Source organism: Rhizobium aethiopicum (assembly GCF_900094625.1).
Classification (GTDB): Bacteria; Pseudomonadota; Alphaproteobacteria; order Rhizobiales; family Rhizobiaceae; genus Rhizobium; species Rhizobium aethiopicum.
The window spans coordinates 91527-116953 of sequence record NZ_FMAJ01000009.1; the positions used below are offsets into that span (position 1 = coordinate 91527).

Annotated in this window: 25 protein-coding genes; 16 read left to right on the forward strand and 9 right to left on the reverse strand. The window is 61.0% G+C overall.

Features of this window, described 5'->3' with window-relative positions:
- Positions 1–134: 134 nt before the first annotated feature.
- Positions 135–1418 carry an O-acetylhomoserine aminocarboxypropyltransferase gene (locus GA0061105_RS19750; RefSeq protein WP_064692566.1) on the reverse strand — a complete coding sequence of 428 codons (1284 nt, stop codon included), beginning with the start codon at positions 1416–1418 and terminating at the stop codon, positions 135–137.
- A gap of 117 nt (positions 1419–1535) precedes the next feature.
- Positions 1536–1964, reverse strand: a complete 429-nt coding sequence (locus tag GA0061105_RS19755; RefSeq protein ID WP_092752348.1) for a CoA-binding protein — start codon at positions 1962–1964, stop codon at positions 1536–1538.
- Between the two features lie 117 nt (positions 1965–2081).
- On the opposite strand from GA0061105_RS19755, the gene GA0061105_RS19760 reads away from it, so the two are divergent.
- Entirely contained in the window at positions 2082–2405 is a 324-nt protein-coding gene (locus tag GA0061105_RS19760; RefSeq protein WP_064692564.1) for a hypothetical protein, read from the forward strand.
- A gap of 471 nt (positions 2406–2876) precedes the next feature.
- The gene (locus GA0061105_RS19765; protein WP_092752350.1) at positions 2877–3713 is read left to right on the forward strand and encodes an EamA family transporter; all 837 of its coding nucleotides are present in this window, start codon (positions 2877–2879) and stop codon (positions 3711–3713) included.
- On the opposite strand, the gene GA0061105_RS19770 is transcribed toward GA0061105_RS19765, so the two are convergent.
- Together GA0061105_RS19770 and GA0061105_RS19775 are read right to left on the reverse strand one after the other, a co-directional pair.
- On the reverse strand, positions 3714–4541 hold the full coding sequence (locus GA0061105_RS19770; protein WP_092752352.1) for an enoyl-CoA hydratase: 828 nt from the start codon (positions 4539–4541) through the stop codon (positions 3714–3716). It lies immediately after the preceding gene.
- A 98-nt stretch (positions 4542–4639) separates the two neighbouring features.
- On the reverse strand, positions 4640–4870 hold the full coding sequence (locus GA0061105_RS19775; RefSeq protein ID WP_092752355.1) for a YjiS-like domain-containing protein: 231 nt from the start codon (positions 4868–4870) through the stop codon (positions 4640–4642).
- Between the two features lie 72 nt (positions 4871–4942).
- Here GA0061105_RS19775 and GA0061105_RS19780 point away from each other — a divergent pair, with 72 nt between their 5' ends.
- The 7 genes from GA0061105_RS19780 to GA0061105_RS19810 all read left to right on the forward strand — a co-directional run bounded on the left by GA0061105_RS19780 (position 4943) and on the right by GA0061105_RS19810 (position 11552).
- Positions 4943–5842 carry a LysR family transcriptional regulator gene (locus GA0061105_RS19780; RefSeq protein ID WP_208601671.1) on the forward strand — a complete coding sequence of 300 codons (900 nt, stop codon included), beginning with the start codon at positions 4943–4945 and terminating at the stop codon, positions 5840–5842.
- Between the two features lie 306 nt (positions 5843–6148).
- Positions 6149–6613 carry a 50S ribosomal protein L13 gene (gene rplM / locus GA0061105_RS19785; protein ID WP_012483399.1) on the forward strand — a complete coding sequence of 155 codons (465 nt, stop codon included), beginning with the start codon at positions 6149–6151 and terminating at the stop codon, positions 6611–6613.
- A 2-nt stretch (positions 6614–6615) separates the two neighbouring features.
- The gene (rpsI, locus tag GA0061105_RS19790; RefSeq protein ID WP_047616469.1) at positions 6616–7083 is read left to right on the forward strand and encodes a 30S ribosomal protein S9; all 468 of its coding nucleotides are present in this window, start codon (positions 6616–6618) and stop codon (positions 7081–7083) included.
- A 301-nt stretch (positions 7084–7384) separates the two neighbouring features.
- The gene (gene cml / locus GA0061105_RS19795) at positions 7385–8575 is read left to right on the forward strand and encodes a CmlA/FloR family chloramphenicol efflux MFS transporter (protein WP_092752357.1); all 1191 of its coding nucleotides are present in this window, start codon (positions 7385–7387) and stop codon (positions 8573–8575) included.
- 223 nt (positions 8576–8798) lie between these two features.
- Entirely contained in the window at positions 8799–9761 is a 963-nt protein-coding gene (gene speB, locus GA0061105_RS19800) for an agmatinase (RefSeq protein ID WP_092752359.1), read from the forward strand.
- Between the two features lie 62 nt (positions 9762–9823).
- Positions 9824–10756, forward strand: a complete 933-nt coding sequence (gene argC, locus GA0061105_RS19805; RefSeq protein ID WP_092752361.1) for an N-acetyl-gamma-glutamyl-phosphate reductase — start codon at positions 9824–9826, stop codon at positions 10754–10756.
- Between the two features lie 4 nt (positions 10757–10760).
- Positions 10761–11552: a sulfite exporter TauE/SafE family protein gene (locus tag GA0061105_RS19810; protein WP_092752363.1), complete on the forward strand. Its 792-nt coding sequence runs from the start codon at positions 10761–10763 to the stop codon at positions 11550–11552.
- A gap of 52 nt (positions 11553–11604) precedes the next feature.
- Here GA0061105_RS19810 and GA0061105_RS19815 read toward each other — a convergent pair whose 3' ends face one another.
- Complete coding sequence (locus GA0061105_RS19815) at positions 11605–12708, reverse strand: COX15/CtaA family protein (protein WP_092752365.1); 1104 nt, start codon at positions 12706–12708, stop codon at positions 11605–11607.
- A 114-nt stretch (positions 12709–12822) separates the two neighbouring features.
- Between GA0061105_RS19815 and GA0061105_RS19820 the strand changes: the two genes are divergently transcribed.
- Together GA0061105_RS19820 and GA0061105_RS19825 are read left to right on the forward strand one after the other, a co-directional pair.
- Positions 12823–13032: a DUF2842 domain-containing protein gene (locus GA0061105_RS19820; protein WP_064692555.1), complete on the forward strand. Its 210-nt coding sequence runs from the start codon at positions 12823–12825 to the stop codon at positions 13030–13032.
- Between the two features lie 119 nt (positions 13033–13151).
- Entirely contained in the window at positions 13152–14393 is a 1242-nt protein-coding gene (locus GA0061105_RS19825; protein WP_092752367.1) for a GNAT family N-acetyltransferase, read from the forward strand.
- 28 nt (positions 14394–14421) lie between these two features.
- On the opposite strand, the gene GA0061105_RS19830 is transcribed toward GA0061105_RS19825, so the two are convergent.
- Positions 14422–16596: a GumC family protein gene (locus GA0061105_RS19830; protein ID WP_092752369.1), complete on the reverse strand. Its 2175-nt coding sequence runs from the start codon at positions 16594–16596 to the stop codon at positions 14422–14424.
- A 190-nt stretch (positions 16597–16786) separates the two neighbouring features.
- Here GA0061105_RS19830 and GA0061105_RS19835 point away from each other — a divergent pair, with 190 nt between their 5' ends.
- The 4 genes from GA0061105_RS19835 to GA0061105_RS19850 are packed head-to-tail and all read left to right on the forward strand — an operon-like array spanning position 16787 to position 21395.
- The gene (locus tag GA0061105_RS19835) at positions 16787–17362 is read left to right on the forward strand and encodes a polysaccharide biosynthesis/export family protein (protein WP_064692552.1); all 576 of its coding nucleotides are present in this window, start codon (positions 16787–16789) and stop codon (positions 17360–17362) included.
- A 3-nt stretch (positions 17363–17365) separates the two neighbouring features.
- A complete protein-coding gene (locus GA0061105_RS19840; RefSeq protein ID WP_092752371.1) occupies positions 17366–18535 on the forward strand; it encodes a glycosyltransferase family 4 protein in 1170 nt (389 codons plus the stop codon).
- Between the two features lie 56 nt (positions 18536–18591).
- Positions 18592–20154 (forward strand): undecaprenyl-phosphate glucose phosphotransferase, encoded by a 1563-nt coding sequence (locus GA0061105_RS19845; RefSeq protein ID WP_092752373.1) that lies wholly within the window; start codon positions 18592–18594, stop codon positions 20152–20154.
- Positions 20151–21395, forward strand: coding sequence for an O-antigen ligase family protein (locus tag GA0061105_RS19850; protein ID WP_092752375.1), 1245 nt, complete (start codon positions 20151–20153; stop codon positions 21393–21395). Before GA0061105_RS19845 ends, GA0061105_RS19850 begins: the two co-directional genes overlap by 4 nt.
- Before the next feature lie 24 nt (positions 21396–21419).
- Here GA0061105_RS19850 and GA0061105_RS19855 read toward each other — a convergent pair whose 3' ends face one another.
- From GA0061105_RS19855 to GA0061105_RS19865, 3 genes are all read right to left on the reverse strand, one after another.
- Positions 21420–22253 carry a carbohydrate ABC transporter permease gene (locus tag GA0061105_RS19855; protein ID WP_064706889.1) on the reverse strand — a complete coding sequence of 278 codons (834 nt, stop codon included), beginning with the start codon at positions 22251–22253 and terminating at the stop codon, positions 21420–21422.
- Complete coding sequence (locus tag GA0061105_RS19860) at positions 22253–23146, reverse strand: carbohydrate ABC transporter permease (RefSeq protein WP_064692547.1); 894 nt, start codon at positions 23144–23146, stop codon at positions 22253–22255. Before GA0061105_RS19860 ends, GA0061105_RS19855 begins: the two co-directional genes overlap by 1 nt.
- A 133-nt stretch (positions 23147–23279) precedes the next feature.
- A complete protein-coding gene (locus GA0061105_RS19865; protein ID WP_092752377.1) occupies positions 23280–24614 on the reverse strand; it encodes an extracellular solute-binding protein in 1335 nt (444 codons plus the stop codon).
- A gap of 176 nt (positions 24615–24790) precedes the next feature.
- Between GA0061105_RS19865 and GA0061105_RS19870 the strand changes: the two genes are divergently transcribed.
- Entirely contained in the window at positions 24791–25405 is a 615-nt protein-coding gene (locus GA0061105_RS19870; RefSeq protein WP_092752379.1) for a GNAT family N-acetyltransferase, read from the forward strand.
- The last annotated feature ends 22 nt before the right edge of the window (positions 25406–25427 follow it).

Genomic DNA, 25427 nt, shown 5'->3' on the forward strand with positions numbered 1-25427 from the left:
AGGAGCTTTTTTTTCAAAATTCGACCGCCGGAAGCCCCTCGTTTCAGGATTTTCTCGGCGGTCAACTCGATGCAACCCGTTCAAAGAAGGTGCCGAGATACTGACGTAGGTGTCAAAGGTATGTGACGGCCACATCAGATTTTCGAGAGAGCCTGTTCGAGATCGGCGATGATGTCCTTAACGTCCTCGATGCCGACGGAAAGGCGCACGACATCGGGGCCGGCGCCGGCGGCGATCTTCTGCTCGTCGCTCAACTGCCGGTGCGTCGTCGAGGCCGGATGGATGACGAGCGAGCGGGTGTCGCCGATATTGGCAAGATGGGAGAAGAGCTCGAGTCCCTCGACCAGCGTCTTGCCAGCCTCATACCCGCCGTGGACGCCGAAAGTGAAGACGGAGCCTGCGCCCTTCGGCGAGTAACGCTGCTGCAGGGCGTGGTTCGGATCGTCGTCGAGGCCGGCATAATTCACCCAGGCAATCTTGCTGTGCGCCTTCAGCCATCTGGCGACGGCGATCGCATTGTCGCTGTGGCGCTGCATCCTGAGAGGCAGTGTTTCGATGCCGGTCAGGATCAGGAAGGCGTTGAAGGGCGAGATCGCCGGCCCGAGGTCGCGCAGGCCAAGAACCCGGGCGGCGATCGCGAAGGCGAAATTGCCGAAGGTCGCGTGCAGCACCATGCCGTTATATTCCGGCCGCGGGCTCGACAGCATCGGGTAATTGCCTGACTTCGACCAGTCGAAGGTGCCGCCGTCGACGATGAGGCCGCCCATGGAATTGCCGTGGCCGCCGAGAAATTTCGTCAGCGAATGCACGACAATATCGGCGCCGTGCTCGATCGGGCGAATGAGATAGGGTGTTGCCATCGTGTTGTCGACGATCAGCGGCAGGCCATGGCGATGCGCGACATCGGCAATGGCGCCGATGTCGACGAAGGTGCCGCCCGGATTGGCAAGGCTTTCGATGAAGATTCCGCGGGTCTTGTCGTCGATCTGACTTTCGAAGCTCGCCGGATCAACCGAATCGGCCCAGCGCACCTGCCAGCCGAAATTCTCGAAAGCATGGCCGAACTGATTGATCGAGCCGCCATAGAGCTTGCGGGCGGCGACGAAGTTTTCGCCTGGGCGCATGATGGTGTGGAAGACGATCATCTGCGCCGCGTGGCCGGAAGCGACGGCAAGCGCCGCCGTGCCGCCTTCGAGCGCGGCGACGCGCTCCTCGAGCACGGCCTGGGTCGGGTTCATGATGCGGGTGTAGATGTTGCCAAAAGCCTGCAGGCCGAAAAGGGCTGCGGCATGATCGGAGTCATTGAAGACGAAAGCGGTCGTCTGGTAGATCGGCGTTACCCGCGCGCCGGTCGCAGGATCGGGCTGCGCACCGGCATGGATCGCTAAGGTGTTGAATCCCGGATCATTCTTGGCCATGTCGTCCTCCAGTTATTGCTGACGGGCCGGATCATAGCCTGTCGCCGACGAAAGTTAATCGCGATCCGTTTCAACACGTGGGCGTTCGGTGGAAAATCCGTCTCAGCGCAGCCCTGCTCAGGCAATGAGCCGAGGATATTCGATCGCGGGGCAGCGGTTCATTACCACCTTGATGCCGGCGGCCTCTGCCTTGGCCGCCGCGGCATCGTCGCGGACACCAAGCTGCGCCCAGATGAACTTCGGCAGCGGCCTCAGCGCCAATGCCTCCGCGACCACTCCATCGAGATACTCGGAAGCGCGAAAGACATCGACCATATCGATCGGAACCTGAATGTCGGCAAGCCGGGCGTAGACGGTGCGGCCCTGGATCTGTTTACCCGCCTGCCCCGGATTGACGGGGATGACCTCGTAGCCGCGCGACAGCAGATAGCCCATGACGCCGTTGCTCGGCCGAGCCGGATTGGGCGAGGCGCCGGTCAGCGCGATGGTCTTTACCGATTGCAGGATTCCGGCGAGGTAATCATCCGTGTAGACGTCGTGATTCATATCCGTTTCTCCATTCCGGGACGGCAATTGAGCATGCCGACATTTTTTTGCATCTCGGTGAAACCGGCTGCCCATGTCTCGCGTATATATGAGTTGAAGAGTCCTGAGGATGATTCAATGAGAAAAATTGCTCTTGCTCTCATGCTTGCGCTCGCCGCCTCGCCGGCATGGGCGATCGCGCGCTATAACCCGCTCACCATGAACTGCGCCAGCGTGCGCGCAGCAATTCACAATCAGGGCGCCGTCATCTTCCGTTACCAGTCTCCTCGCGGGCTGCCGCTTTATGATCGCTACGTCCGCAACAGCAATTACTGTGACGCGACCGATTATGCGGAATGGACGCATATCCCGGCAAAGGACGATCCCCGTTGCCCGGTCCTGAACTGCCAAAGCATCGACAACCTTGACGGGATGCTGTTCGTTCCGCATCATCAGCTGTGACGTCTTTGCCATCGTGAGCCCGGTAGGCACCGTACGCCTTTCGCGTTTGCGCAAGGCTTTTGGCTCAATCTCGCGCTGCGATTTCTTTTGGAGACAACAACCACAAGATTTGTTTTTCCCGTATGTCAAAGTTATAGAATAATATCTGTATTTCAGCAACATAGAGAGATCCGCTCGGCAGTCGCTCTGGCAAGTTCCCCTTTTTGTTCCCATTAAAGTCACCTTACGTTCTCGCGTCCATTAGAAACATCTCATAGTTGAGAAGATCGTCTGGATTGAACGCATGTCGCGCGCACGTAAAACTTGTCCACGGAACCCGTCATTGTTTGGATGTTGAAAGGGTGGTATGAGAGATCGGAGCGCACCGCGACCGCGGCGATGCGTTTTCGTGCAAATCCCAGTTGTCTTTCCAGAAGTTTGCCCCGCCGGGGCGAAGCGCCTGGCCTTCTCCCGTAGCACTGGATTCATCCCTTGCCTCTCGACGTCATCCTGCTCGTCCTGTTCGGTGCGTTGCTGCATGCGACTTGGAACGCGATTGTCAAAGCTGGAAGCGATAAATCCCTTGATGCGGCGCTGATTTCGGCCGGCGGCGCTGTCTCGGCATTGCCGTTTCTGGCATTTCTGCCGTTGCCGCAAAGCGCGGCCTGGCCCTTTATCGGCGCTTCCGCCATCCTCCAGTTCGCCTATTTCCAGCTGGTCGCCGCAGCCTATCGGGTCGGTGACATCGGCCTCGTTTATCCGCTGATGCGTGGTTGCGCGCCGTTGCTGATCGCCGCGACAAGCGGTGTCGTCCTGCAGGAAAATCTTTCCGGCGCCGCTCTCGCCGGCATCATGACGATCTCAGCCGGCGTGCTGACGCTTGCTCTGGAGGCGCGGCGCAACAGCAGCCGCGCGGTCGTGCTCTCCATGGCGAATGCCGTCGTCATCGCCAGCTACACCTATGTCGACGGCATCGGCGCGCGCCTTTCCGGCAATGCAGTATCCTATACTTTGTGGATGTCTCTGCTGCCGCCCATCCTGCTGTTTTCCTGGGCGGCCTCCAAGCGCGGCAGCTTGACGGTGCTGCGTCACGTGCGCCGCAACTGGTGGCGCGGCCTTATCGGCGGCGCGGGCTCGATCGCATCCTATGGGCTGGCGCTCTGGGCGATGACGAAGGCGCCGGTGGCGACCGTAGCGGCTCTGCGCGAGACCGCGATCCTCTTTGCACTGGTGATCTCGGTTACGGTCTTCAAGGAAAAGGCCAGCATCTGGCGCTACGTCGCCGGCACGGTCATCGCGATCGGAGGTCTGCTTCTGAAACTCGCCTGATCATTCGCCCTTCCATTCCGGGTTGCGCTTGCCGAGGAAGGCGCCAATCCCTTCCTGCGCATCCGACGTCAGCATGTTCTCTACCATCACCCTGGCGGCATAATCATAAGCCGCCTCCACCGGCAGTTCGAGCTGCCGATGAAATGCTTCCTTGCCGATTTTCAGAATCAACGGCGATTTTCCGGCGATCACGGCGGCATATTTGGAAACCACCTGCGCCAGATATTGCTTCGGCACGATGCGGTTGACGAGGCCGAAATCCTTGGCGGTCGAGGCGTCGATCGTCTCGCCGGTCAAGAGCATCTCCATCGCCTGCTTGCGGTGCGCGGCACGGGAAACGGCCACCATCGGCGTCGAGCAGAACAGGCCGATATTGACGCCCGGCGTGCAGAACGTCGACGTGTCGGTGCAGATCGCCAGATCGCAGGATGCGACGAGCTGACAGCCTGCAGCCGTTGCAAGCCCATCGACCTCGGCGATGACAGGCTTTGGCAGACGCGTGATCTTCAGCATCAAGTCGGCGCAGAGCCGGAAGCTTTTCTCGAAGAAAGCGGCGCCTTGATCGTCGTCGACGCGGTGAGCCGTAAGTTCCTTGAGGTCATGGCCGGCGGAAAAGACGGTGCCGGTGGAGGCGATGACGACCACCCGCACATCCAAATCCGCCTCCGCCTTTTCGAGTTCGGCCATCAGCGCTTCGAGAAGCGCGATCGAAAGCGCATTGGCCGGCGGGTCGTTAAGCACGAGCCGCAGCACACCGTCGCGCATCGAGCGAAGCAACAATCCGTCCGTTCTCTCCACTTCCTTTGGGAAGGATACGATTTCGGCCATGATGGTGCTCCCTGCGCTCGATTTCCACCGATCCGTTTTGCCACAAGGCGCTGCCGATTTCGAGCAGGATCCTGCCCTGCCCGCTGCTGCCCTCGTGGTCAAACCCAGAACCATGATTTCGACGTCTCTGCCTTCGCCTGCGCGGAGGTCAGGCCGATATCGCGAAGCTCGTCATCGGTGAGTTCCGAAAGCCTGCGGCGGCTGCGACGCTTTTCGAGCCGACGCTCGATGGCCGCCAGAAGGCGGCGGCCCCGGCGCGCCGTCGCGCGAAATTTCAGCCAAAGGGTGCCAGGCCGTGTCTCTAGGATTTCGCCGAATTCCCCGATCATCTCTTCATCCTCTCGCAACGGAGGAAAGATGCGCTGGAAGGTGCAACAAAAGAAGCTTATGGGTATTATGATATGTATAAGGACTTCTTTGGTATGGCTCTTAATCTCGATCAGCTCGCGACCTTCATCAATGTCGCCGATCTCGGAAGCTTTACGGCTGCCGCCGACAAGGAAGGCGTAACGCAACCGGCCGTAAGCCTGCAGATCAAGGGGCTCGAACAGCGGCTCGGCGTCAGGCTGATCGAGCGCGTCGGACGGCGGGCGCAACCGACGGCAGCGGGCCTCGACCTGCTTTCGCACGCAAGACGCCTGCTTCAGGAAGCGGGCGCGGCGGAAGAAGCGATGATGCCGCACAGGGATGGCGCCAGCGGCAGGGTGCGCATCGGTAGCGGCGGCACCGCCTCGATCCACTTGCTCCCGCGCGCCATCGCCGCCGCCCGGAAATCCATGCCCGGCCTCGAAATCACCGTCTCCATCGGCAATGCCGACGACATTTTGCGTGATCTGGAAGCCAACAGTCTCGACATCGCCGTCGTCGCCCTGCCGGCATCGGGACGGAACTTCGAGATCGAACCCTTCTACGAGGAAGAATTGCTGGCTGTCGCGCCCGCGGGCAGTTCCGTGCCCGAGGGCGGACCGGACGCCGCCTTCATGCGCGACAGGACGCTGCTGCTTTACGAGGGTGGCAATACGAGGCGGGCAATCGACGCGTGGCTGAGCGCTCCGGATACAAAGGTCCGACCGGCGATGGAATTCGGCAGTATCGAGGCGATCAAGGAGCTGGTGGCGGTCGGACTCGGCTGGTCGATCCTGCCGGGGCTGGCGGTGAAGCGCGACCGCGCCGGCCTCCTGACGACATCGTCGCTGCAGCCGAACCTGACACGCCGCCTCGGCATGGTCCTTCGCCGGGACAAACATCTGACACGCGGTCTTCGGGAAATGATAAAGTGCCTGCGTGCATTCGACGATTAGTTTTCGATCGCCAGATGCTCTCTGAAACCGGCAGGGGGAAGCTAAAAATGCCAAACACGGCAGATCTTCCGACGACAAATGTGAGGTAGCACAACACCACATCTGTAAGAGATTGTTTTTACTTACGATTTTTTCTAGGGTCCGCGAAAGCCGATATTGACCCTATGTCACATTCGCTTTATACACCGCGCCAGAACGCAGCCTGTCCGGGCTGCTTTCTTTTTGGCAGGTTCGCGCTTGCCAATCCAAGCAACAAGAAACGCCCTTCATGCCTTCGGGCCAGGGTCCCAAAAGAGAGTATTCACTATGGCAACCTTCTCTCAGAAGCCTGCAGAGGTGGAGAAGAAGTGGGTGATCATCGACGCCGAAGGGCTGGTCGTTGGCCGTCTCGCTTCCATCATCGCTATGCGCCTGCGCGGCAAGCACAAGGCAACCTTCACACCCCACGTTGACGACGGCGACAACGTCATCGTCATCAATGCCGACAAGGTCGTTTTCACCGGCAAGAAGTATTCCGACAAGGTCTACTACTGGCACACCGGTTATGCCGGCGGCATCAAGGAACGCACCGCACGCCAGATCATCGAAGGCCGCTTCCCGGAGCGTGTCCTCGAAAAGGCGGTCGAACGCATGGTTCCGCGCGGCCCGCTCGGCCGTCGCCAGATGAAGAACCTGCGCGTCTACGCCGGCTCCAACCATCCCCATGAAGCCCAGCAGCCGGTCGCCCTCGACGTTGCCGCGCTCAACAAAAAGAACGTAAGGAGCGCCTGATCATGGCTGACCTCTCCTCCCTGAAGGACCTCGGCACGGCTTCCGAAGCTGCTGCTCCGGCCCATGTCCGCAAGGTCGATTCGCTCGGCCGCTCCTACGCCACCGGCAAGCGCAAGAACGCTGTCGCCCGCGTCTGGGTCAAGCCGGGCTCCGGCAAGATCATCATCAACGGCAAGGAATTCGCGGAATATTTCGCCCGTCCGGTGCTGCAGATGATCCTGCGCCAGCCGATCGTCGCGGCTGCCCGTGATGGCCAGTTCGACATCGTCGCAACCGTTGCCGGCGGCGGCCTGTCCGGCCAGGCCGGTGCGGTTCGCCACGGCCTCTCCAAGGCGCTGACCTACTTCGAACCGGGCCTGCGCTCGGTGCTGAAGAAGGGCGGCTTCCTGACCCGCGACAGCCGCGTCGTCGAACGCAAGAAGTACGGCAAGGCGAAGGCCCGCCGTTCGTTCCAGTTCTCCAAGCGTTGATCGCTTCGGACAGACGGAATTACGAAGGCCGGGGAAACCCGGCCTTTTTGTTTGCTGGTTTGAAGGAACTCCTGGGATCGCCTGCGCCGGCCACCATTGCCGCATCCCGGTTCTGCTGGTAGAAATCCGGCAAAGCGCTTCGCGAACGGGCGAACCCGCAGCCAAGGTCGCATCATGGGAACAACCAAGTCCGCAGACAACTAAGCCGCAACAACTGCGCTGTTGTTGCGGCATCTGTCCCAGCAAATCCTGATGAAAAGACAGATTGCCGCCGAATGAATCATTTGAGCGGATCTTACCCATGTCTTATCCGAAAATTCCGTCCTGGAATTATTCCATGCCGGCAGCCTTGTTGCTGATGGCTCCTTTCGACATCCTGGCGTCGCTTGCCATGGACATCTATCTCCCGGTCGTGCCGATGATGCCCGAGGCACTCGGCACCTCGCCTGCCGTCATTCAATTGACCCTCAGCCTCTATATGCTCGTGCTCGGCGTCGGCCAGATCGTCTTTGGTCCGATCTCCGATATCGTCGGGCGACGGCCCGTGCTGCTCGGCGGGGCGGCGCTCTTTGCCCTTGCATCCTTCCTGCTTGCCGGGACCTCCTCCGCGTCGCTGTTCGTCGCCCTGCGATTGCTGCAAGGCATCGGCGCCTCAGCGGCGCTGGTCGCCACCTTCGCGACGGTGCGCGACGTTTACGCCGAACGGCCAGAAAGCAGCGTGATCTACAGCCTGCTCGGATCCATGCTATCGCTTGTGCCTGCGCTCGGGCCGATCCTCGGAGCGCTGATTGCCGAGCGCTATGGCTGGCAAGCGATCTTTCTCGTTATCGGCCTCCTCTCGATCGTCGCAATTCTCAATGCCGGTATGCGGTGGCATGAAACCCGCCCGACTACTGCGGCGGCAACCATCGCATTGCGCCCGATCTTCGCGAGCTTCCCCTTCTGGATCTACACGGCCGGCTTCAGCGCGGCGATGGGAGCCTTCTTCGTCTTCTTCTCGACCGCGCCGCGCATCCTGATCGATCGAGCCGGCTTTTCCGGCTTCACCTTCAGCGTCATCTTCGCCTCGGTGGCATTGGTGATGATCGCGACGGCGCGCTTTGCCAAACGCTTCGTCAGACGCTGGGGCATCGCCGGCAGCCTCGCAAGAGGCATGGCGATGCTGCTACTCGGCGCGGTGATGCTCGCCACGGGAGAGATGTTTCTGCAGGCGCCGCTTGTCGGCCTCATCCTGCCGATGTGGATCATCGCGGTCGGCATTGTCTTTGCGACAGCCGTCACGGCCAACGGTGCGCTCGCGGCTTTCGGCAATACCGCGGGAACGGCCGTGGCGCTCTACTTCTGCGTGGAAAGCCTGCTGGTCGGTATTGCAGGCACATTGTTCGTATTTCTGCTCGATGGCGACACGGTCTGGCCGCTCGCTGGTTACACCGGCGCGACAGCGCTGATAACGCTGGCCGGATTGCGCCAGCTTCCGAAGAAGGCAATCTGACGAAGCTGCTGCGGAATGGCGGCAGAGCGGTCGTCAAGCGAGGGATCGCTTGAAATCTCGGCGCACCTCGCCTACCCCTTACCTGCCCCGAAAGGAAACATCAGTTCCTTTCGGGGCAGGATCAGGCAGACGCCGACCGGCCTCTTGGTCGCGACCGGTGGCCGGACGATATAAGGGCGACATCGAAAGCGACTAATTTGGCGCCCACAGAGAAGGAGCCCCCTTGGCGAACAGGACCATCGATCATGCCTTCACGGCGACCAGCCTCACTTCGGCTGCCAGCGATCCCACCTTTGCCGGCGCTTTGTCCTTCATGCGCCGTCGCTTCACCAAAGAACTTGCCAGCGTCGATGTCGCCGTCTGGGGCATCCCCTTCGACGCCGCCACATCGAACAGGCCGGGCACGCGCTTCGGTCCCCAGGCGATCCGGCGCGCCTCGGCGGTCTTCGACAACGACGCGCAATATCCCTTCAACCGCGAACTGTTTGCCGACATGGCCGTGATCGACTACGGCGATTGCCTGCTCGATTACGGCAATCACCAGGACACGCCCGCTGCCATCGAACGCCAGGCCAACGCGATCCTCGACAGCGGCGCCTTTTTGCTGACGCTCGGCGGCGATCACTACGTCACATGGCCGCTGCTGAAAGCCCATGCGGCAAAACATGGCCCTCTGGCGCTCGTGCAGTTCGACGCTCACCAGGACACCTGGTTCGACGAAGAGCGGCGCATCGACCACGGCTCCTTCGTGGCGCGGGCCGTGCGCGAAGGCATCATCGATCCGGACCGCTCGATCCAGATCGGCATTCGCACCCATGCGCCGGAGGATTGCGGCATCAATATCCTCTCTGGTCATCAGGTCGAGGACATGAATGCCGGCGACATCGCCTCAGCGATCATCTCTCACACACGAGGCGCCCCCGCCTATCTCACCTTCGATATCGATTGTCTCGACCCGGCCTTTGCCCCGGGCACCGGCACCCCCGTTGCCGGCGGACCGTCGAGCGCCAAGATCCTTTCGGTGCTTCAGCGCCTGCATCAGCTCGATATTCGCGGCGCCGATATCGTCGAGGTATCGCCGCCTTACGACCATGCCGATATCACCGCCATTGCAGGGGCGACGGTGGCAATGTATATGCTGGGGCTTCACGCGGAGCGACGCGCCATCGCAGCGTCACACGACTGACTCATCCATCTCTCAAACTGAATCCGGAAACCTTCAGAACCTCTTGAAAGCGCAGGTCTAACATGGCACCGAAAATCTTCATCGACGGCGAACACGGCACAACGGGTCTGCAGATCCGCACGCGCATGGCCGGCCGCCGCGATGTCGAGCTTCTGTCCATTCCCGAGGCCGAGCGGCGCAACGCCGCCCTGCGCGAAGACATGCTGAACAGCGCCGACATCGCCATTCTGTGCCTGCCCGACGACGCGTCGAAGGAAGCGGTTCAGATGGTTTCGGGCAACAACAACGTCCGCGTCATCGACACATCGACCGCCTTCCGCGTCAACCCCGGCTGGGCCTATGGCTTCGCCGAAATGGACGGAGCACAGGCCGACAGGATCAAGGCCGCCCGTTTTGTCTCCAATCCCGGCTGCTATCCCACGGGCGCCGTCGGTCTGATCAGACCGCTGCGCGCCGCCGGCATTTTGCCGGATGGCTACCCCGTCACGGTCAACGCGGTTTCCGGTTATACCGGCGGCGGTAAGCAGATGATTGCCCAGATGGAAAATCCGGATCATCCGGATGCGATCACCGCGCCGCACTTCCTCTACGGCCTGCCGCTCGTCCACAAACACGTGCCTGAAATGACCGTGCACGGTCTGCTGGACCGCGCGCCTATCTTCTCGCCGTCGGTCGGCAAGTTCGCGCAGGGCATGATCGTACAGGTGCCCCTGCATCTCGGCGATCTCTCCGAGGGCACGACGATGGAGAGTATCCATGCCGCACTCGTCGCTCATTATGCCGGACAGGATATCGTTACGGTCGTGCCGCTCGCCGAAAGCAAGGCGCTTCCCCGCGTCAACGCCGTCGAGCTCGAGGGCAAGGACACGATGAAGCTCTTCGTCTTTGGTACGCCGGGCGGTTCCCAGGTCAATCTGGTGGCGCTGCTCGACAACCTCGGCAAGGGCGCCTCGGGTGCTGCCGTGCAGAACATGGACCTGATGCTCGCCAGCTGAGGTCATGATGCTGGATGGGCTTGTCGCGGACATGCAGGGGTGGTTTGCCGCCGCCCTGCCCGGTCGCGGCATCTATGCGCTGATGGCGTTTGCCTTCATCGCCGGGCTTGCCCGCGGCTTTTCCGGTTTCGGCGCAGCTTTGATCTTCATTCCGCTCGGCGGGGCCATCGTCGGGCCGAAGCTGGTCTCACCGATCCTTCTCGTCATCGACGGCATCGCGACGCTGGGGATGATCCCGCCTGCCTGGCGCAACGCCAACCGGTCCGAGGTCTTCGTCATGGCGGCGGGTGCGGCACTCGGCGTCCCGGCCGGCACGGCGCTGCTGGCGCTGCTCGACCCGACGCTGCTGCGCTGGAGCATCACAATCATTGCCATCAGTCTGCTTACGCTTCTTGTATCGGGATGGCGCTACCACGGCGCACCTTCCACGCCGCTCAGCAGCGGCGTCGGGCTCATCGCCGGACTTTTCAGCGGCGCCGCGCAGCTCGGCGGACCGCCGGTCGTCGCCTATTGGCTCGGCGGCAAGAGCGACTTCACGCGCGTCAGAGCCAATGTCGTGCTCTATTTCTCGATCTCGTCCGTGTTCAGCGCCATCAGCTATTATATCGGCGGGTTGTTCGTGCCCGCCGTCTTCGCACTGACGGCCGTCATTCTGCCGAGCTATGCGGCCGGGCTTTACGGCGGTTCGAAACTGTTCGGGCTTGCCGAGGAGCGGACCTTCCGCATCGCCTGCTACGTGCTGATCGCCGCCGCCGCCATCATCGGCATGCCGCTGCTCGACGGCGTGCTGCGTTAGGCCGATTTCGGTTTGGGCGGCCCGCCCGCAGACCGACGCGTTGAGGCCAGCTTCAGTCGCGCTCTGCGATCATCGTCTCGTGCGGATATTCGCCGTAAAAGCCGCGCCAGTTGGCGATGGCGAAACCGAATACAACAAGCGCGCCGGCCTGGTGCAGCAGCCCCCAGTGCAGCGGCACCTGCATCAGCAGCGTGACGATGCCGATCGCCGCCTGAACGGTCACCAGTACGAAAAGCAGGACGGCGCGGCGGGCATGGGTGGTCCAAGGTGCGGCGCGAAGGGCGATCACCATATTGATCAGCACCAGTGCGAAGAGCGTATAGGCGCCGATGCGGTGGATGAACTGCACGGTTTTCGGATTCTCGAAGGCATTGATCCAGAAGGGTTGCTGAATCAGCAGATCGGAGGGAATGACGGTGCCATCCATCAGCGGCCAGGTATTGTAGGAAAAACCAGCATCGAGCCCCGCCACCAGCGCGCCTAGATAGATCTGGAACAGTGCGAAAATGGCGATTGCGGCAGCGAAGCCGCGCGAACTGCGCGTCGGCGCCGGATCGGCGGAATGCGGCGCGAGACCGCGCATAATCCATATGCAGCCGGCAAAGATCAGGCAGGCCATAACGAGATGTGTCGCCAGCCGGTACTGACTGACGTCGGTGCGGACGGACAGGCCAGAAGACACCATCCACCAACCGATGAAACCCTGCAGGCCGCCAAGGGCCAGGATGCCGACGAGCGGCCAGCGCAGGCGTTTCTCGATCCGTCGCGTCAGCCAGAAATAGAGGAGCGGCAGCGCGAAGATCACGCCGATGCCGCGGGCGATCAGCCGGTGCGCCCATTCCCACCAGAAGATACCCTTGAACTCCTCGACGGTCATGGAACTGTTCAATTGCTGAAATTCGGGAATACGCTGGTAGAGGCGGAACTCCTCTTCCCATTCGGCGGCCGACAACGGCGGGATGACGCCGTGGATCGGCTTCCATTCGGTGATCGACAGGCCGGAATTGGTCAGCCGCGTTGCCCCGCCGACAAGCACGAGACAAAAGAGCGCCAGGAGCACGACGCCGAGCCACAGTCGCAAGGCGCGGCGATTGCGGTTCTGCCGGCGTACTTCGCTCAGGATCGCCTGTTCCATGGTGGGGTTCGCGACGGCCATGATGTCTCCTTCTATCCGGCAGTTGATTTGCCCTACCGGCTCATGCAAAACAAGCCCCGAAGCTTTGCGGCATGCCGTCGCGCCGCTCCGCGCTACCCATATAAGAGATAAAAAATGCCCGTCCGCCTTCGCAAATTTATCGGCACGATCCTTATCATCGTGCTTGTACTCCTCTACGCGCTGGTGGCGAACACGATCGCGGTGGCGACGCTCGGCAACGCCCCCTGGTGGGGGCACCTGCTCTATTTCCTGCTGACCGGCCTGCTTTGGGTATTGCCGGCAATGTTGATCATTAAGTGGATGGCCGGGCCGCGGCAGCAGTAAGCCATTAACGGCGGAATAACCGTGATCGGCAGAAAACCTCGCCGATGGGCAACCGTTAAACCAAATATACGTCCTGCATACCTACCTTCCCGTTCAGCATTTTGACCGGAGAAGTTCCCGTGCAGACGCAAGAGCTCGATGTTGATGGACAGCCGTCTAACGATGGCGGGCTGGCCGATATGGCGATTTCACGCCTACGCCAGGTGAGCATGAAACTAGCCATGGCAAAAATCGACATTGCGGTATTCGACGCGATGCAGCCGCTGGAGGATGATTGGCGGGCCCTGGAGGCCGACGATCTCCACTCGCTTCATCAGAGCTATGATTGGTGCGCGGCCTGGGTAAATGCCTTTCAGCGGCCGCTCGCGATCCTCAAGGGCACCTATGCCGGAGAGACCGCCTTCATTCTGCCGGTCGAGATCGTCAAATCCCGCGGATTGGCCGTCGCGAAGTTCATCGCTGCCGATCACAGCAATATCAATACCGGTCTGTTCTCCGGCAATTTTGCCGAGAGCGGCGGGAGCATCGATGCGGAGAAGTTCGCGGGACAGCTCCGGCAGGCCTTAAAGGGCCGCGCCGATCTGCTGCTGCTGCAAAATATTCCTTTGAAATGGCGCGGGCGGCAGACCCCGCTCACTGGACTGCCGATGGTGCAGAACCAGAACCATGCCTATCAATTGCCGTTCCTCTCCAATTTCGAGGAGACGCTGAAGCGGCTCAACGCCAAGAGCCGGCGGAAGAAATTCCGCGTGCAGTCGAGGCGTCTGGAAGCGGTCGGCGGATTCGAATACGTCATCCCCGAAACGTCGGAAGAACAGCACCGCCTGCTCGATGTCTTCTTCCGCTTGAAGAGTATCCGCTTCGCCAGCCTTGGCCTGCCCGACGTCTTCGCCGATCGGGAAACGCAGGCCTTTCTGCACGGCCTCATCGATAAGCGGGATGATACGCGACAGTATTTCGGCCTGCAGATGCATGCGCTGCGGCTGAAGGGCGAGAATGAGGGCCGGGTCGCCGCGATTTCGGGCGTTTCGCGCAAGGGCGACCACGTCATCTGCCAATTCGGAGCGATCGACGAAGATCTTGCGCCGGATACCAGTCCCGGCGAATTCCTCTATTGGCAGACTATCGCGGGGCTGCATGGCAGAGGTGTCGCGCTGTTCGATTTCGGCCTCGGCGACCAGAGCTACAAGCGTTCTTGGGCGCCGGTGGAGACCGCGCATTATGACGTGGTCCTGCCGGTCTCGCCGTTCGGCGTCGCCGCCGGCGCCGCGCACCGGATCGTCACCCGCGGCAAGGCGCATATTAAGGCGCGTCCGAAACTCTATAAATTCGCCCAGGGCATCCGCGCACGGATCGGCTGAAATCGCGGGCCACTTTTCCGCGAGTGCTCTAGGCGGCCTGTCCGAGCTCCTGTTCGTCCGCTTGGCCGCCCGACATCAGCACGACGCGCTCGTAACCCGCCGTCTGGAATTCCGTCATCAGAGCAATGAAGATCGTCTCCTCGAGCTGCGGCAGGGAGAGGATGATCTCGACATCCCGGCTGCGCGTCAGCCGCGAGACGCCGGCAACATCGGCCGCACCGCATTCGACCACCACGAGGTCGTAGGCGGCGGCGAGCGCATCGAGCAGCAGCGACAGGCGGTCGACACCGCGCATGGCGCGGCGCACGTCGCTCTGGCCCTGCGGGATCAGATGGGCATCGGAAAGGCGATCGCCATGGATCGTGTCGCCGAAAGCGGCCTCGCCGCACAGCAGATCGGTGACACCGAGGGCGGCCTGGTCCTCAGCCATCAGCTCTGTGGGATAGCCGGAGCCGGTCATGTCGATCAGGATGACGCGGCGGCCGGCATCGGCGAGCATGCGCGTCAACGAAACCGTCGCCGCCGAGCCGTTGTCACCGGTCGGAGATATCGAGATGGCAAGCGGCGCGCGGCTGCCGGTGAGATAATCCGCAACCGAGGTGACAGAGAATTCATTCTCGTCCTCCGGTGCCTCTTCGGCAACCTTCACGTCTTCGCTCATGTCCCTTCCGTCATCATCCGTGACAACGGCGAGCATGCTCGGCTGGACGGGCCTTATGACGGCAGCGACGACCGGGGCGGCCTGCGGCACATCCTTCTCCTCGACGACCGTTCCCGCCTCGATGCTGTCACGGGAGCCATCGACGGGGCGAAGCGCCCGGCCGCTGAAGAGTTCGGCGAGCATGGTGACGATGGCGCTCAGGATCAGCGTTGCGACGGCTGCGACGACGACGATCGGCACCACTTTCGGGAAATAGGGATCGACCGGCTCGATGGCCCTGGAAACGATACGGGCATCGGCCGGGCTCGAATTGCTGTCGGCGCGCGAGGCGGCTTCGCGGTAGCGTACCAGATAGGTTTCGAGCAGCTGGCGCTGGGCGTTCGCCTCACGCTCCAGCGCATTAAGGCCGACCTCGTCCTCGCCGGCACGGGCGCTGTTGGCCTGCACCGTGTCCTTTTGCCGCTCGAGTTCACTCGCCCGGAGATCGGCAACCTCCGCCTCGTTTTCGATGCTGGCCAGGATCTTCTGCGTCTCCTGGCGGATCTGGCCGCGGATATCGGAGAGCTGGGCACGCAGGCTCCTCAGACGGGGATGACTATTGAGCAGGCTGGTCTGCAAATCTGAGATCTGCGACTGGAGCCCGGATTCCGTCGCCTTCAGCCGCTGGATTGCCTGGGAAGACATGATATCAGGCAGCGTGTCGGAGGCTTCGCCCGATGACAGCGCATTGCGCACCGCCTGCGCCCTCGCCTCGGCATTGGCCTTGTCGCCTCGCACGCGGGTGAGCTCTGCGGAGATGTCATTCAGCTGCTGGGCGGGAAAAGTGGTCGTGCCGTTGGTCTGCAGCAGACCGTGGGTGGTGCGATATTCGGCGACCTTCCTCTCGGCCTCGCTGACCTTCTGCCGCAGGTTTTCGATCTCCGGCTCCAGCCAGCGCGTCGCCTCGGAGTTGGAATCGAGCTTGGCGCCGCTCTGGCTCGAAAGATAGACATTCGCCATGGCATTCGGGATGGCGGCGGCGAGCTTCGGGTCCTGCGAGGTAAAGGTGATGCCGATGACGCGTGATCCCGGCACCTGGTAAACTTGCAGACGCTCGACGAAAGCGTCGATCACCCGCTCTTCCGGCGGATTCTCCATCGGGTTCTTCTTCAGATGCAGCTTCACCAGGATACTGCTCATCGCCGAATTGTCGGCGGCATCGTCGAATTCCGGCAGATCGTAGAGCTTCAGGTCGTTGATCACCTTTTTGAGGAGATCGGCAGATTGCAAGAGCTGCACCTGGCTCGCGATATTCAGTTCGTCCATCAGCGGCCCAGCGCCGGCGTCGTTCGCCTGCTGGGTGCTGGCGAAGGCCGGGGCGCGGGGTTCGATGAGGATGCGTGTTTCGCTGCGATATTGCGGTGAGATGATCTTGGCGCCGGCAAAGGCGACGCCAGCCGCCACGAGCGTGATCGTCAAAATCGTGAGCCGGCGCGCCCAGACGGCATGAAGCAGCTGGCCGAGGTCGATGTCCACATCCTGATCACGCACTACGCCGGACATGCTCTTACTCCACAACAAAGGTGCCGCAAGCGTAAACGACCATGGTAACGCAACGGTTAATGGTGGCACTGCGAAGAAATAGCGAAGAATGGCAAAGAACTCGGGAAATTGTCACGCGCCTTTTACCGGGCATTAACCCTAACGGATCGATAACGGCTGCACCGAGTTCATCTTCAGTGAGCACAAGCGGATGTCTGTCGCCCCGCCCAAGATCCTTTTGGCCCTGAGCCTTGCAGCCATGACGGCAGCATTGGGCGGCTGCACGACGTACAAGCCGGCGCCGAAAGCCTTCAACGAGGCGACCATCCAGCCCTACACGCTCGACAGCGGCGATCGGCTGCGCATCACCGTCTTCGACCAGCAGAGCCTGACCAATACCTACACGGTGGACCAGGCCGGCTATATCGCCTTCCCCCTCATCGGCCAGGTCCCTGCCCGCGGCCGAACCCTCCAGCAACTCTCGGGGCAGATCGCCCAGAAACTGCAGCAGGGCTATCTTCGCGATCCAGACGTCACAATCGACGTCGATCGCTACCGTTCGATCTTCATTATGGGCGAAGTCGGCCAGCCCGGCCAATATGCCTATGTTCCGGGAATGACGGTGCAGAACGCGATCGCGGTTGCCGGTGGTTTCACCAGCCGCGCCAACCAGAGCATGGTCGACGTCACCCGCAAGATCAACGGACAGGTGCTGACCGGCCGCATCAACATATCCGGGCCGATCATCGCCGGCGACACGGTCTACGTCCGCGAACGGCTCTTTTGAGCAATGACAAGAGAAAAGCCGCTCCGCATCCTCCACTGCTTCAGGTCGCCGGTCGGCGGAATTTTCCGGCATGTCCGCGATCTGGTCGAGGAGCATAGCAAGGCCGGCCATGACATCGGCATCCTCTGCGACAGCTCGACCGGCGGCGAACACGAGGACAGCCTGTTCGACGATATCCGTCCCTATCTCTCGCTCGGTCTGACACGCGTGCCGATCCGGCGCTCCGTCAGCCCCTCCGATATTGCGACGATGTGGGATACATACAAGAAGATCAAAAGTTTGCGGCCGGATGTGCTGCACGGGCACGGCGCCAAGGGCGGCGTGCTCGCGCGACTTGCCGGCTCAGCGCTGCGGGTGAACAGGTATCGCGTAGCCCGCCTCTATACCGCGCATGGCGGAAGCCTGCATTATTCGCGCTCCTCGCTCAGCGGACAATTCATCCTCAGAATGGAGCGCCTGCAGGAATATTTCACCGATGCGCTGGTCTTCATCTGCGAGTATGAGCGCGACACCTACATGCGCAAGGTGGGCAAGCCGCGGACGAAGACGAAACTGATCTACAACGGCATCGGAGAGCGAGAATTCGAGCCGATTTACACCCGGTCGGATGCCGTGCATTTCATCTATGTGGGAATGCTTCGGGACCTCAAGGGTCCCGATCTGTTTGTCGATGCCTTCGCCAAGACCGAGCGGCTGCTCGGCAGGCCGCTTTCGGCGCTGATGATCGGCGACGGACCCGACCGGGACCGCTACCGCGAGATGATGGTCGAGCGCGGCCTTGGCAAACGTATCGGCATGCTGCCGGCAATGCGCATCCACGAAGCCTTTGCCATGGCGCAAAATCTCGTCGTCCCCTCTCGCGCCGAAGCCATGCCCTATATCGTGCTCGAAGGGCTCGGTGCCGGCAAGACGATCATCGCAAGCCGCGTCGGCGGCATTCCCGAGGTGCTCGGCAAGGATAGCCCGGCCCTTGTAGAGCCCGGCAATTCCGAGGATCTTGCCCGCGTCATGGCGGAAGCGCTGAGCACGCCTGGCTGGCACGCCAGAACAATGCCGTCGCATGAGGCAGTAAAGGCGGTGTTTTCCTCGACGGTGATGGCGCAGGATGTCCTGAAGTTGTACCATGAGCTCGTCGATCCCGTCGCCGGACAAGCAATGTCCGTCGCCCCGTAAATATTTCTTAGGGGCTTTCTGGTATTCCGGTTGCTGACAACGAGCGACAAAACCCCATGAACAAACTGGAAAAAAGCGATCAATTCGACGTGGAAGCGCTGCGCAAGCAAATTTCCGATGTCGAGGCGCGCGGCAAAGCAGGTCAGGAGCACTCCTCCGGGCCGATCGAAATCAACCCTTATGCCCGGCAGATCGCCGAACAGTTCCGCGACGGAACACGTTCGCCTGTCATCATTATCGGCCAGTTGCGGCTCCTGGAACTCCTGGCGCTCTTTTCGATCGCCCTGATCGCCCACTACTTCTGGCCCGGCGACGGCAGCGATACCCTGCTGGTGCGGGCGGGAATGGCGGCGATCGCTTCGGCCTTGACTGGCGTCGCCCTGCAGATCGCCGACACCTATACCATTCCCGCACTTCGGGCGAAGCTGCGCCTTATGCCCCGCATTGTCGCAGCGTGGACGATCGCGCTCGTCCTCACCATCGGCCTGTTCGCGCTCATCCGCGGCACCACATGGGCGATGGTCGATGCCTACATTCCCTGGTTCATCGCCGGGGCGCTCTTTCTCGCGACCGAACGTTTCCTCGTGGCCTATGGCATCCGTAACTGGGCACGCAACGGCATCATGGAGCGCCGTGCCGTCATCGTCGGCGGCGGCGAGCCCGCCAAAGAGCTGATCCGGATGCTCGAACAGCAGGCGGATAACGACATACGCATCTGCGGCATCTTCGACGACCGCGGCGAAAAACGCTCGCCGATCATGGTCGCCGGTTACCCGAAGCTCGGCACCGTGGCCGAGCTCGTCGAATTCGTGCGGCTGACGCGCATCGACATGCTGATCATCGCCCTGCCGCTTTCGGCCGAAGCCCGCATCTTCGATCTCCTGAAGAAGCTCTGGGTCCTGCCGGTCGATATCCGCCTTGCCGCGCATGCCAACCGATTGCGCTTCCGGCCACGCGCCTATTCGCATGTCGGTTCGGTGCCGATGCTCGATATCTTCAAGAAGCCGATCCGCGACTGGGATTCCGTCGCCAAACGCGGCTTCGACATCTTCTTTGCCTTTTTCGCGCTTGCGCTGCTCTGGCCGCTGATGGCCGCAACCGCGATCGCCATCAAGGCGACCTCGGAAGGCCCTGTCTTCTTCATGCAGAAGCGTCACGGTTTCAACAACGAAGTCATCAACGTCTTCAAGTTCCGCTCGATGTACACCAACATGGCCGATCCCACTGGCAAGGCCGCGGTGACCAAGGGCGATCCACGCGTCACCCGCGTCGGCAGGTTCATCCGCAAGACCTCGATCGATGAGCTGCCGCAGCTTTTCAACGTGCTGCGGGGAGAGCTCTCACTGGTTGGTCCGCGTCCGCATGCGGTTCTTGCCCAGGCGCGCGACCGCGCCTTCGCGGATGTCGTCGAGGGTTATTTCGCCCGCCACCGGGTCAAGCCCGGCGTCACCGGCTGGGCGCAGATCAATGGCTGGCGCGGCGAGGTCGACAATGACGAGAAGATCAAGTTCCGCACCGCCTACGACCTCTATTATATCGAGAACTGGTCGCTTTGGTTCGACCTCAAGATCCTGTTCCTGACGCCGATCCGGCTGCTCAACACGGAAAATGCCTATTGAGCGCGATCGAGGCGACATATTCGCGTGTCGCCCAGCCGCAGAGGGCAGCGCTGCGCCTGGTGGGCTCCGGGTTCGTCGCCTTCGGCGTTTTCCTCTCTGGCTTCGTCATCGATGAGCCGGCGCCTTATGAACTCTGGATGGCCGGGCTGATCGGCCTCTGGTTCATCCTCGGTCTCAGGATTTCGCGCGGCGTCGCGCCGTTGCTTGCCCTGCTGCTCACTTTCAACATCGGCGGCATGCTGTCGCTGACGCAGATGAAAGACCTGGCGACGGCGCCAATGTATATCGCGGTGTCGACCTTCCTGGCGCTGACCGCAGTCTTCTACGCGGCAATCATCGAGGACAGCCACAAGCGGCTGCCACTGATCTTCAACGCCTGGACCTTCGCAGCCGTCGCCACGTCGGCGCTTGGCGTGCTCGGCTATTTCCACGCCTTTCCAGGCTCGGAAGTGTTTACACTCTACGACCGCGCCAAAGGCGCATTTCAGGATCCGAACGTCTTCGGCCCCTTCCTGGTGCCGCCGTCGCTCCACCTCATCCATGGCATTCTGACCGGGGACTTGAAGAAATCGCCCTTGAAGGCAGCCGCCCTTCTGGTGATTGCGCTCGGTATCTTCCTCTCCTTTTCCCGCGCCGCCTGGGGGCTCTTTGCGCTGGGCGTAATGCTCCTGGTTTTCATCATGCTGCTGAAGGAGCGCAGCGGCGCCTTCCGTTTGCGAGTGCTGATCCTGTCCCTGGCGGCGATCATTATGCTGGTCGCATCACTGCTGGTGGCGCTGCAGATTCCGAAGGTCGCAGAGTTGTTCTCGGCACGCGCTCAGCTCGTGCAGCAATATGACGGCGAACATCTCGGCCGGTTTGAGCGTCACCGGATCGGCTTCACCATGATGATGGAGCGCCCGCTCGGCATCGGTCCGCTCGTGTTCGGCACGATGTTTCCTGAAGACGAGCATAATATCTGGCTGAAATCGCTCACCTCCTACGGCTGGCTCGGCTTCGTCAGCTATGTCGGAATGCTCCTCTGGACGCTCATTCTAGGTTTCCGGAACCTGCTGCTCGATCGGCCCTGGCAACCCTTCCTGATGATTGCCTGGATCTCCGTTCTCGGCCACGCAGCGATCGGCAATGTCATTGACATCGACCATTGGCGCCATGTCTATCTGCTCTTCGGCACGGTCTGGGGCTGCGCGGCGCTGGAATCGCGTCACCGGCGTGGCCGAATTCCCAGGGGAACGGCCTAGGTCCTGCCGCCTCTCGGCAGACCTCTATTTCGTCGCCCCGGCCGTCAAGCCGGCGATGAACCGCCGCTGGAAAATCAGGTAGGTCAGGATGAGCGGGGCAATGACGATCACCGCACCAGCGGTCAGAACCGGCGTGTTGACGGTGTAACGCCCCTGGAAAAACAGCATGCCGAGGGGCAGCGTCCGATAGGCATCGTCGTTGACGAGAATGAACGGGATGAGAAACTCGTTCCAGGTCCATATGAACAAGAACAGCGCCAGTGTCGACATTGCCGGCACCATGAGCGGTACGACGATCTTGCGCAGGATATAGAAGCGTCCGGCGCCATCGAGGACAGCCGCCTCGAGAATTTCTTCCGGCAATTGCTGCATCGCGCTGGCAAGGAAAATCGTCGAGAATGGGATCGACATCGCGATCTGCGGCACGATCACGGCGGCATAGGTATTGATCCATCCGAGATACCGCATTTCATAATAGAGCGGGATGATGAATGCCTCCGCCGGCACCATCATGCCGAGCGTCAGAATAGCGAACAGCGTCCGTCTGAGCGGGAAAGACAGAAAAGCGAAGGCGAAGCCCGTCAGCAGGCCCAGAAAGACGCTCGCGGCGACGACGGGTATGACAACGATGATCGAATTCCAGAAGTAGATGTTGAAATGTCCGGCATTCCAGGCATCGAGGTAGTTTTCAAAATGCGGATATGCCGGCAAGGCAAACGCACCCTTCAGGACGTCGGCTTTGCTCTTTATCGACGTCAGAAGCAGAAGCAGAAATGGCGTGATCGTTACGAATGCGAGAAGCCAGAGGAGAATGCGAAGTGGGAGCGTAGCGGCGGGGATGTTGGACGAACGGCTCATCAAGCCACCCCTCTGCTCTGCGAGCCCACAAACCGGTGAATTGCATAGTTGATCGCGAATGTCAGCAAGGCCCCGACAATAGCGATGGCCGCAGCCGCGCCGAACCGATTGAGCTCGAAGCCGAGCTGATACATGTAGATATTCGGCACCAGCGTGGCGTTCGCGGGTCCGCCGCGGGTCATCGTGAAAATCAGATCGAAGCTTTTGATCGAGGCTATCACCGTCAACAGCAGCACGACCCTTATCTCCGGCATCAGAAGCGGCAGCGTCACCCAGAAAAAGGTCTTTCGCGCCGAAGCGCCGTCGACCTTTGCGGCATCGAAGAGAGACGGGTCGATGCGCTGAATTCCGGTGAGGAAAATGACCATGCAAAAGCCGAAGAAATACCAGGTCGCGACGATCCCGACCGCGGGAAGCGCAAAATTGAAGTTTCCAAGCCACGGCAGTGCAAACATGCCTAATCCCACCGCCCTGAGGAACTGATTGAACGGGCCAAAGGCCGGATTGTAGAGCCATGCCCAGATGATGCCCAACACGGCAGTCGGCATGATGTAAGGCAGGAACAAGAAGGTTCTGAGAGCGAGTTGCTCGCGCTGCTTCAGATTCCAGACACAGGCAGCAAGAGTGATGCCGAGAACGAGCGGCAAGACGCAATAAAAAATCATCAGCTCGGCATTGTTGCGAAGGGCGATATAAAAGCGATTATCTGAAAAGAGGTCGATGTAATTGCTCAACCCAACCCAGCGGGGCATGCTGACGCCGTCCCAGCTGGTCAGGCTCAGCCCCAGAGCCGCAATGATCGGGCCGAAGACAAAAGCCGCGTAGAGCAGCAGTCCAGGCAACAGATAAAGCAAATTGGTAGGTTGGGAGCCGTCGAGTTTAGAGCGCATCATCCCAATTCTCCGTGAAGCCAAAGCTCTGGTCATCACGCAGTAAGCCGCAGCTTGCTGCGCTGGTCTTTAAAGTGGTTCACGAGATGCCGGTCACGACCGTCGGACGGACGGCCGCGACAGGCCTCCCCGCTTCTTATTTCTTATCCTTCAGATACGCCTGATAATCCTTGTCCATGGCGTCGACAAAGGCTTCGGGCGTGATATTGCCGGACAAGAGAAGTGGCGTGTTGTCGTCTATTGTCTTCAGCATCGTCGGGCTCGACCAGTCGGGATAATGGCCGAGAGCATCGTTGGCATTGAGGTTCTTCCACAGTTCGATGCCCGACGTAAGCAGTGGCGTGAGCTTCGGCTTTGCGTCCGGCGCCAGCGAAGTTGCCGGGAGGTAGCCGGCATTGGCCCAGGTTTCAGCCGCCTTTTCCGAGACCATATAGTCGATATAGTCCCCGGCCAGGTCCTGCTTGGTCTTGTCGTTGGCAAGGCTGGTTATTGCCCAGGCAAGATCGACGCCGCCGACGCTGAGCGGCTTGGCGATCCCTTTCGGGGCGGGAATGGCCATGAAGCCGATATCGGGATTGTGTTGCATGTCACCGAAATACCAGGTGCCGGAGATCAGGAAGGCGCCCTGCCCTGATATGAAGAGCTGGACGGCGTCATCACCTGAAATGCCTTCGAAACCGGGGAAGAAGTAACCGCCCTGCGCCCATTTTTGTACGAGTTTGGCGGATTCGATATTCCCCTTGGTGTTCCAGGAGCCGCCCCGGCCGTAGATCAGATCATCGAGCTCGGCGCGGTTGCTCGCATCGATATGCGCCTGCTCGATGGCGCCGATCATGTGCAAGGCGAGGTGCTGCTTGGCCGAGCCCATCATGAACGGCGCGACGCCCTTTTCCTTCAGCTGATCGAGACCGGCCAGAAGCTCCTCGAAGGTTTGCGGCACCGCGACTCCCGCGTCGGCAAGAATCTTCTTGTTGTAATAGAGGCCGACAATCTCGGCGAGGCCCGATATGCCGTAGGTCTTGCCGACCCCGAATTTTCCATCTTCCCAGCGGTCTCGGGCAAGCACGGAATCGGACTGCCGCTTATCCCAACCGTATTTCTTGATGTAGTCGTCGACGGGCAGGAGCAGTCCTTCCTTGACCATCGCGCCCATGTCGCCGGCACCCTGGTTGACCTTGGTGACGACGGGGCCGTCACCTGCAGAAACCGCAAGTTTCAGCGTCAGCTTCATGTCGTCGAAGGTGCGGGCGGTGCGTTTGATGGTGACACCGGGATGGGCAGCTTCGAACTCCTTGTTCAGTTGTTCGATGACTGCGCTCTGACCTTCGTAGGTCTGGTCGTCCCATACCGCCAGGTCGTCGGCGCGGGCGGCAGAAAGGGAAAAACTCACAAGCGCCGCGCCGACAAGCGCGACAGCTGCTTTCAATCGGTATGCAGGCAGTATGCTGATCGATTTCACGCTTCTTTTCATCTGCTCCACCTCACTTGGTTTATTCTCCACTCCCCGCTCAGGCCGCGTGCCAGGCACCGGCCGAACGTTTCCTTCCCCAGAGCTTTGCCTGGCCGGCGAATCTGAGGTAATCGTCAATGCATCAACTCTCCTCGCGACCTAAAACGACAAAGCGCCACGCAGGAGGTGGCAAAGTGATGGACACCAGCTGCTTCATCCGTCCCGCGATTGAAGCGGATATCGAAGCCTTTTTTGAAATCTGTCTGAAAACCGCGAATGGCGGCCACGATGCCAGCGCGCTCTATAGCGACCCGCGTCTTCCCGGCTACATCTGGTCGGTGCCATACCTGAACTTCGCCAAAGACTTTGCCTTCGTTCTCGTCCATGACGACCGCCCGGTCGGCTATGTCGTGGGGGCACCCGACACCAGCCAGTTCGACCAGGATTTGGCGGCAAACTGGTGGCCGCTCGTGCGCCGAGAGATCGGTGGACTGGCGCCTAGCCGTCCGCGCGACGGCGACGTCTTGGAACGAATTCAAAATCCGCGCAGCGGGACGGTCTGGCTTCAGGACCAGTACCCGGCGCATCTTCACATCAACATCCTTCCCGGGCTTCAGGCAGGCGGCTGGGGACGAAGGATGATCGACACCGAGCTGCAGGCTCTTCGAGATCATGGGGTCACGGCCGTGCATCTCGGCGTCGACCCCGCCAACGAACGCGCCAAAGGCTTCTACCGTCACCTTGGCTTTTCCGAATTCGAACGCGATGGCGCCGTGGCCTTTGCAATGCGGATCGATGAGGGATCCCGCTAAAACCGCCGACGCCAAGCCGCTC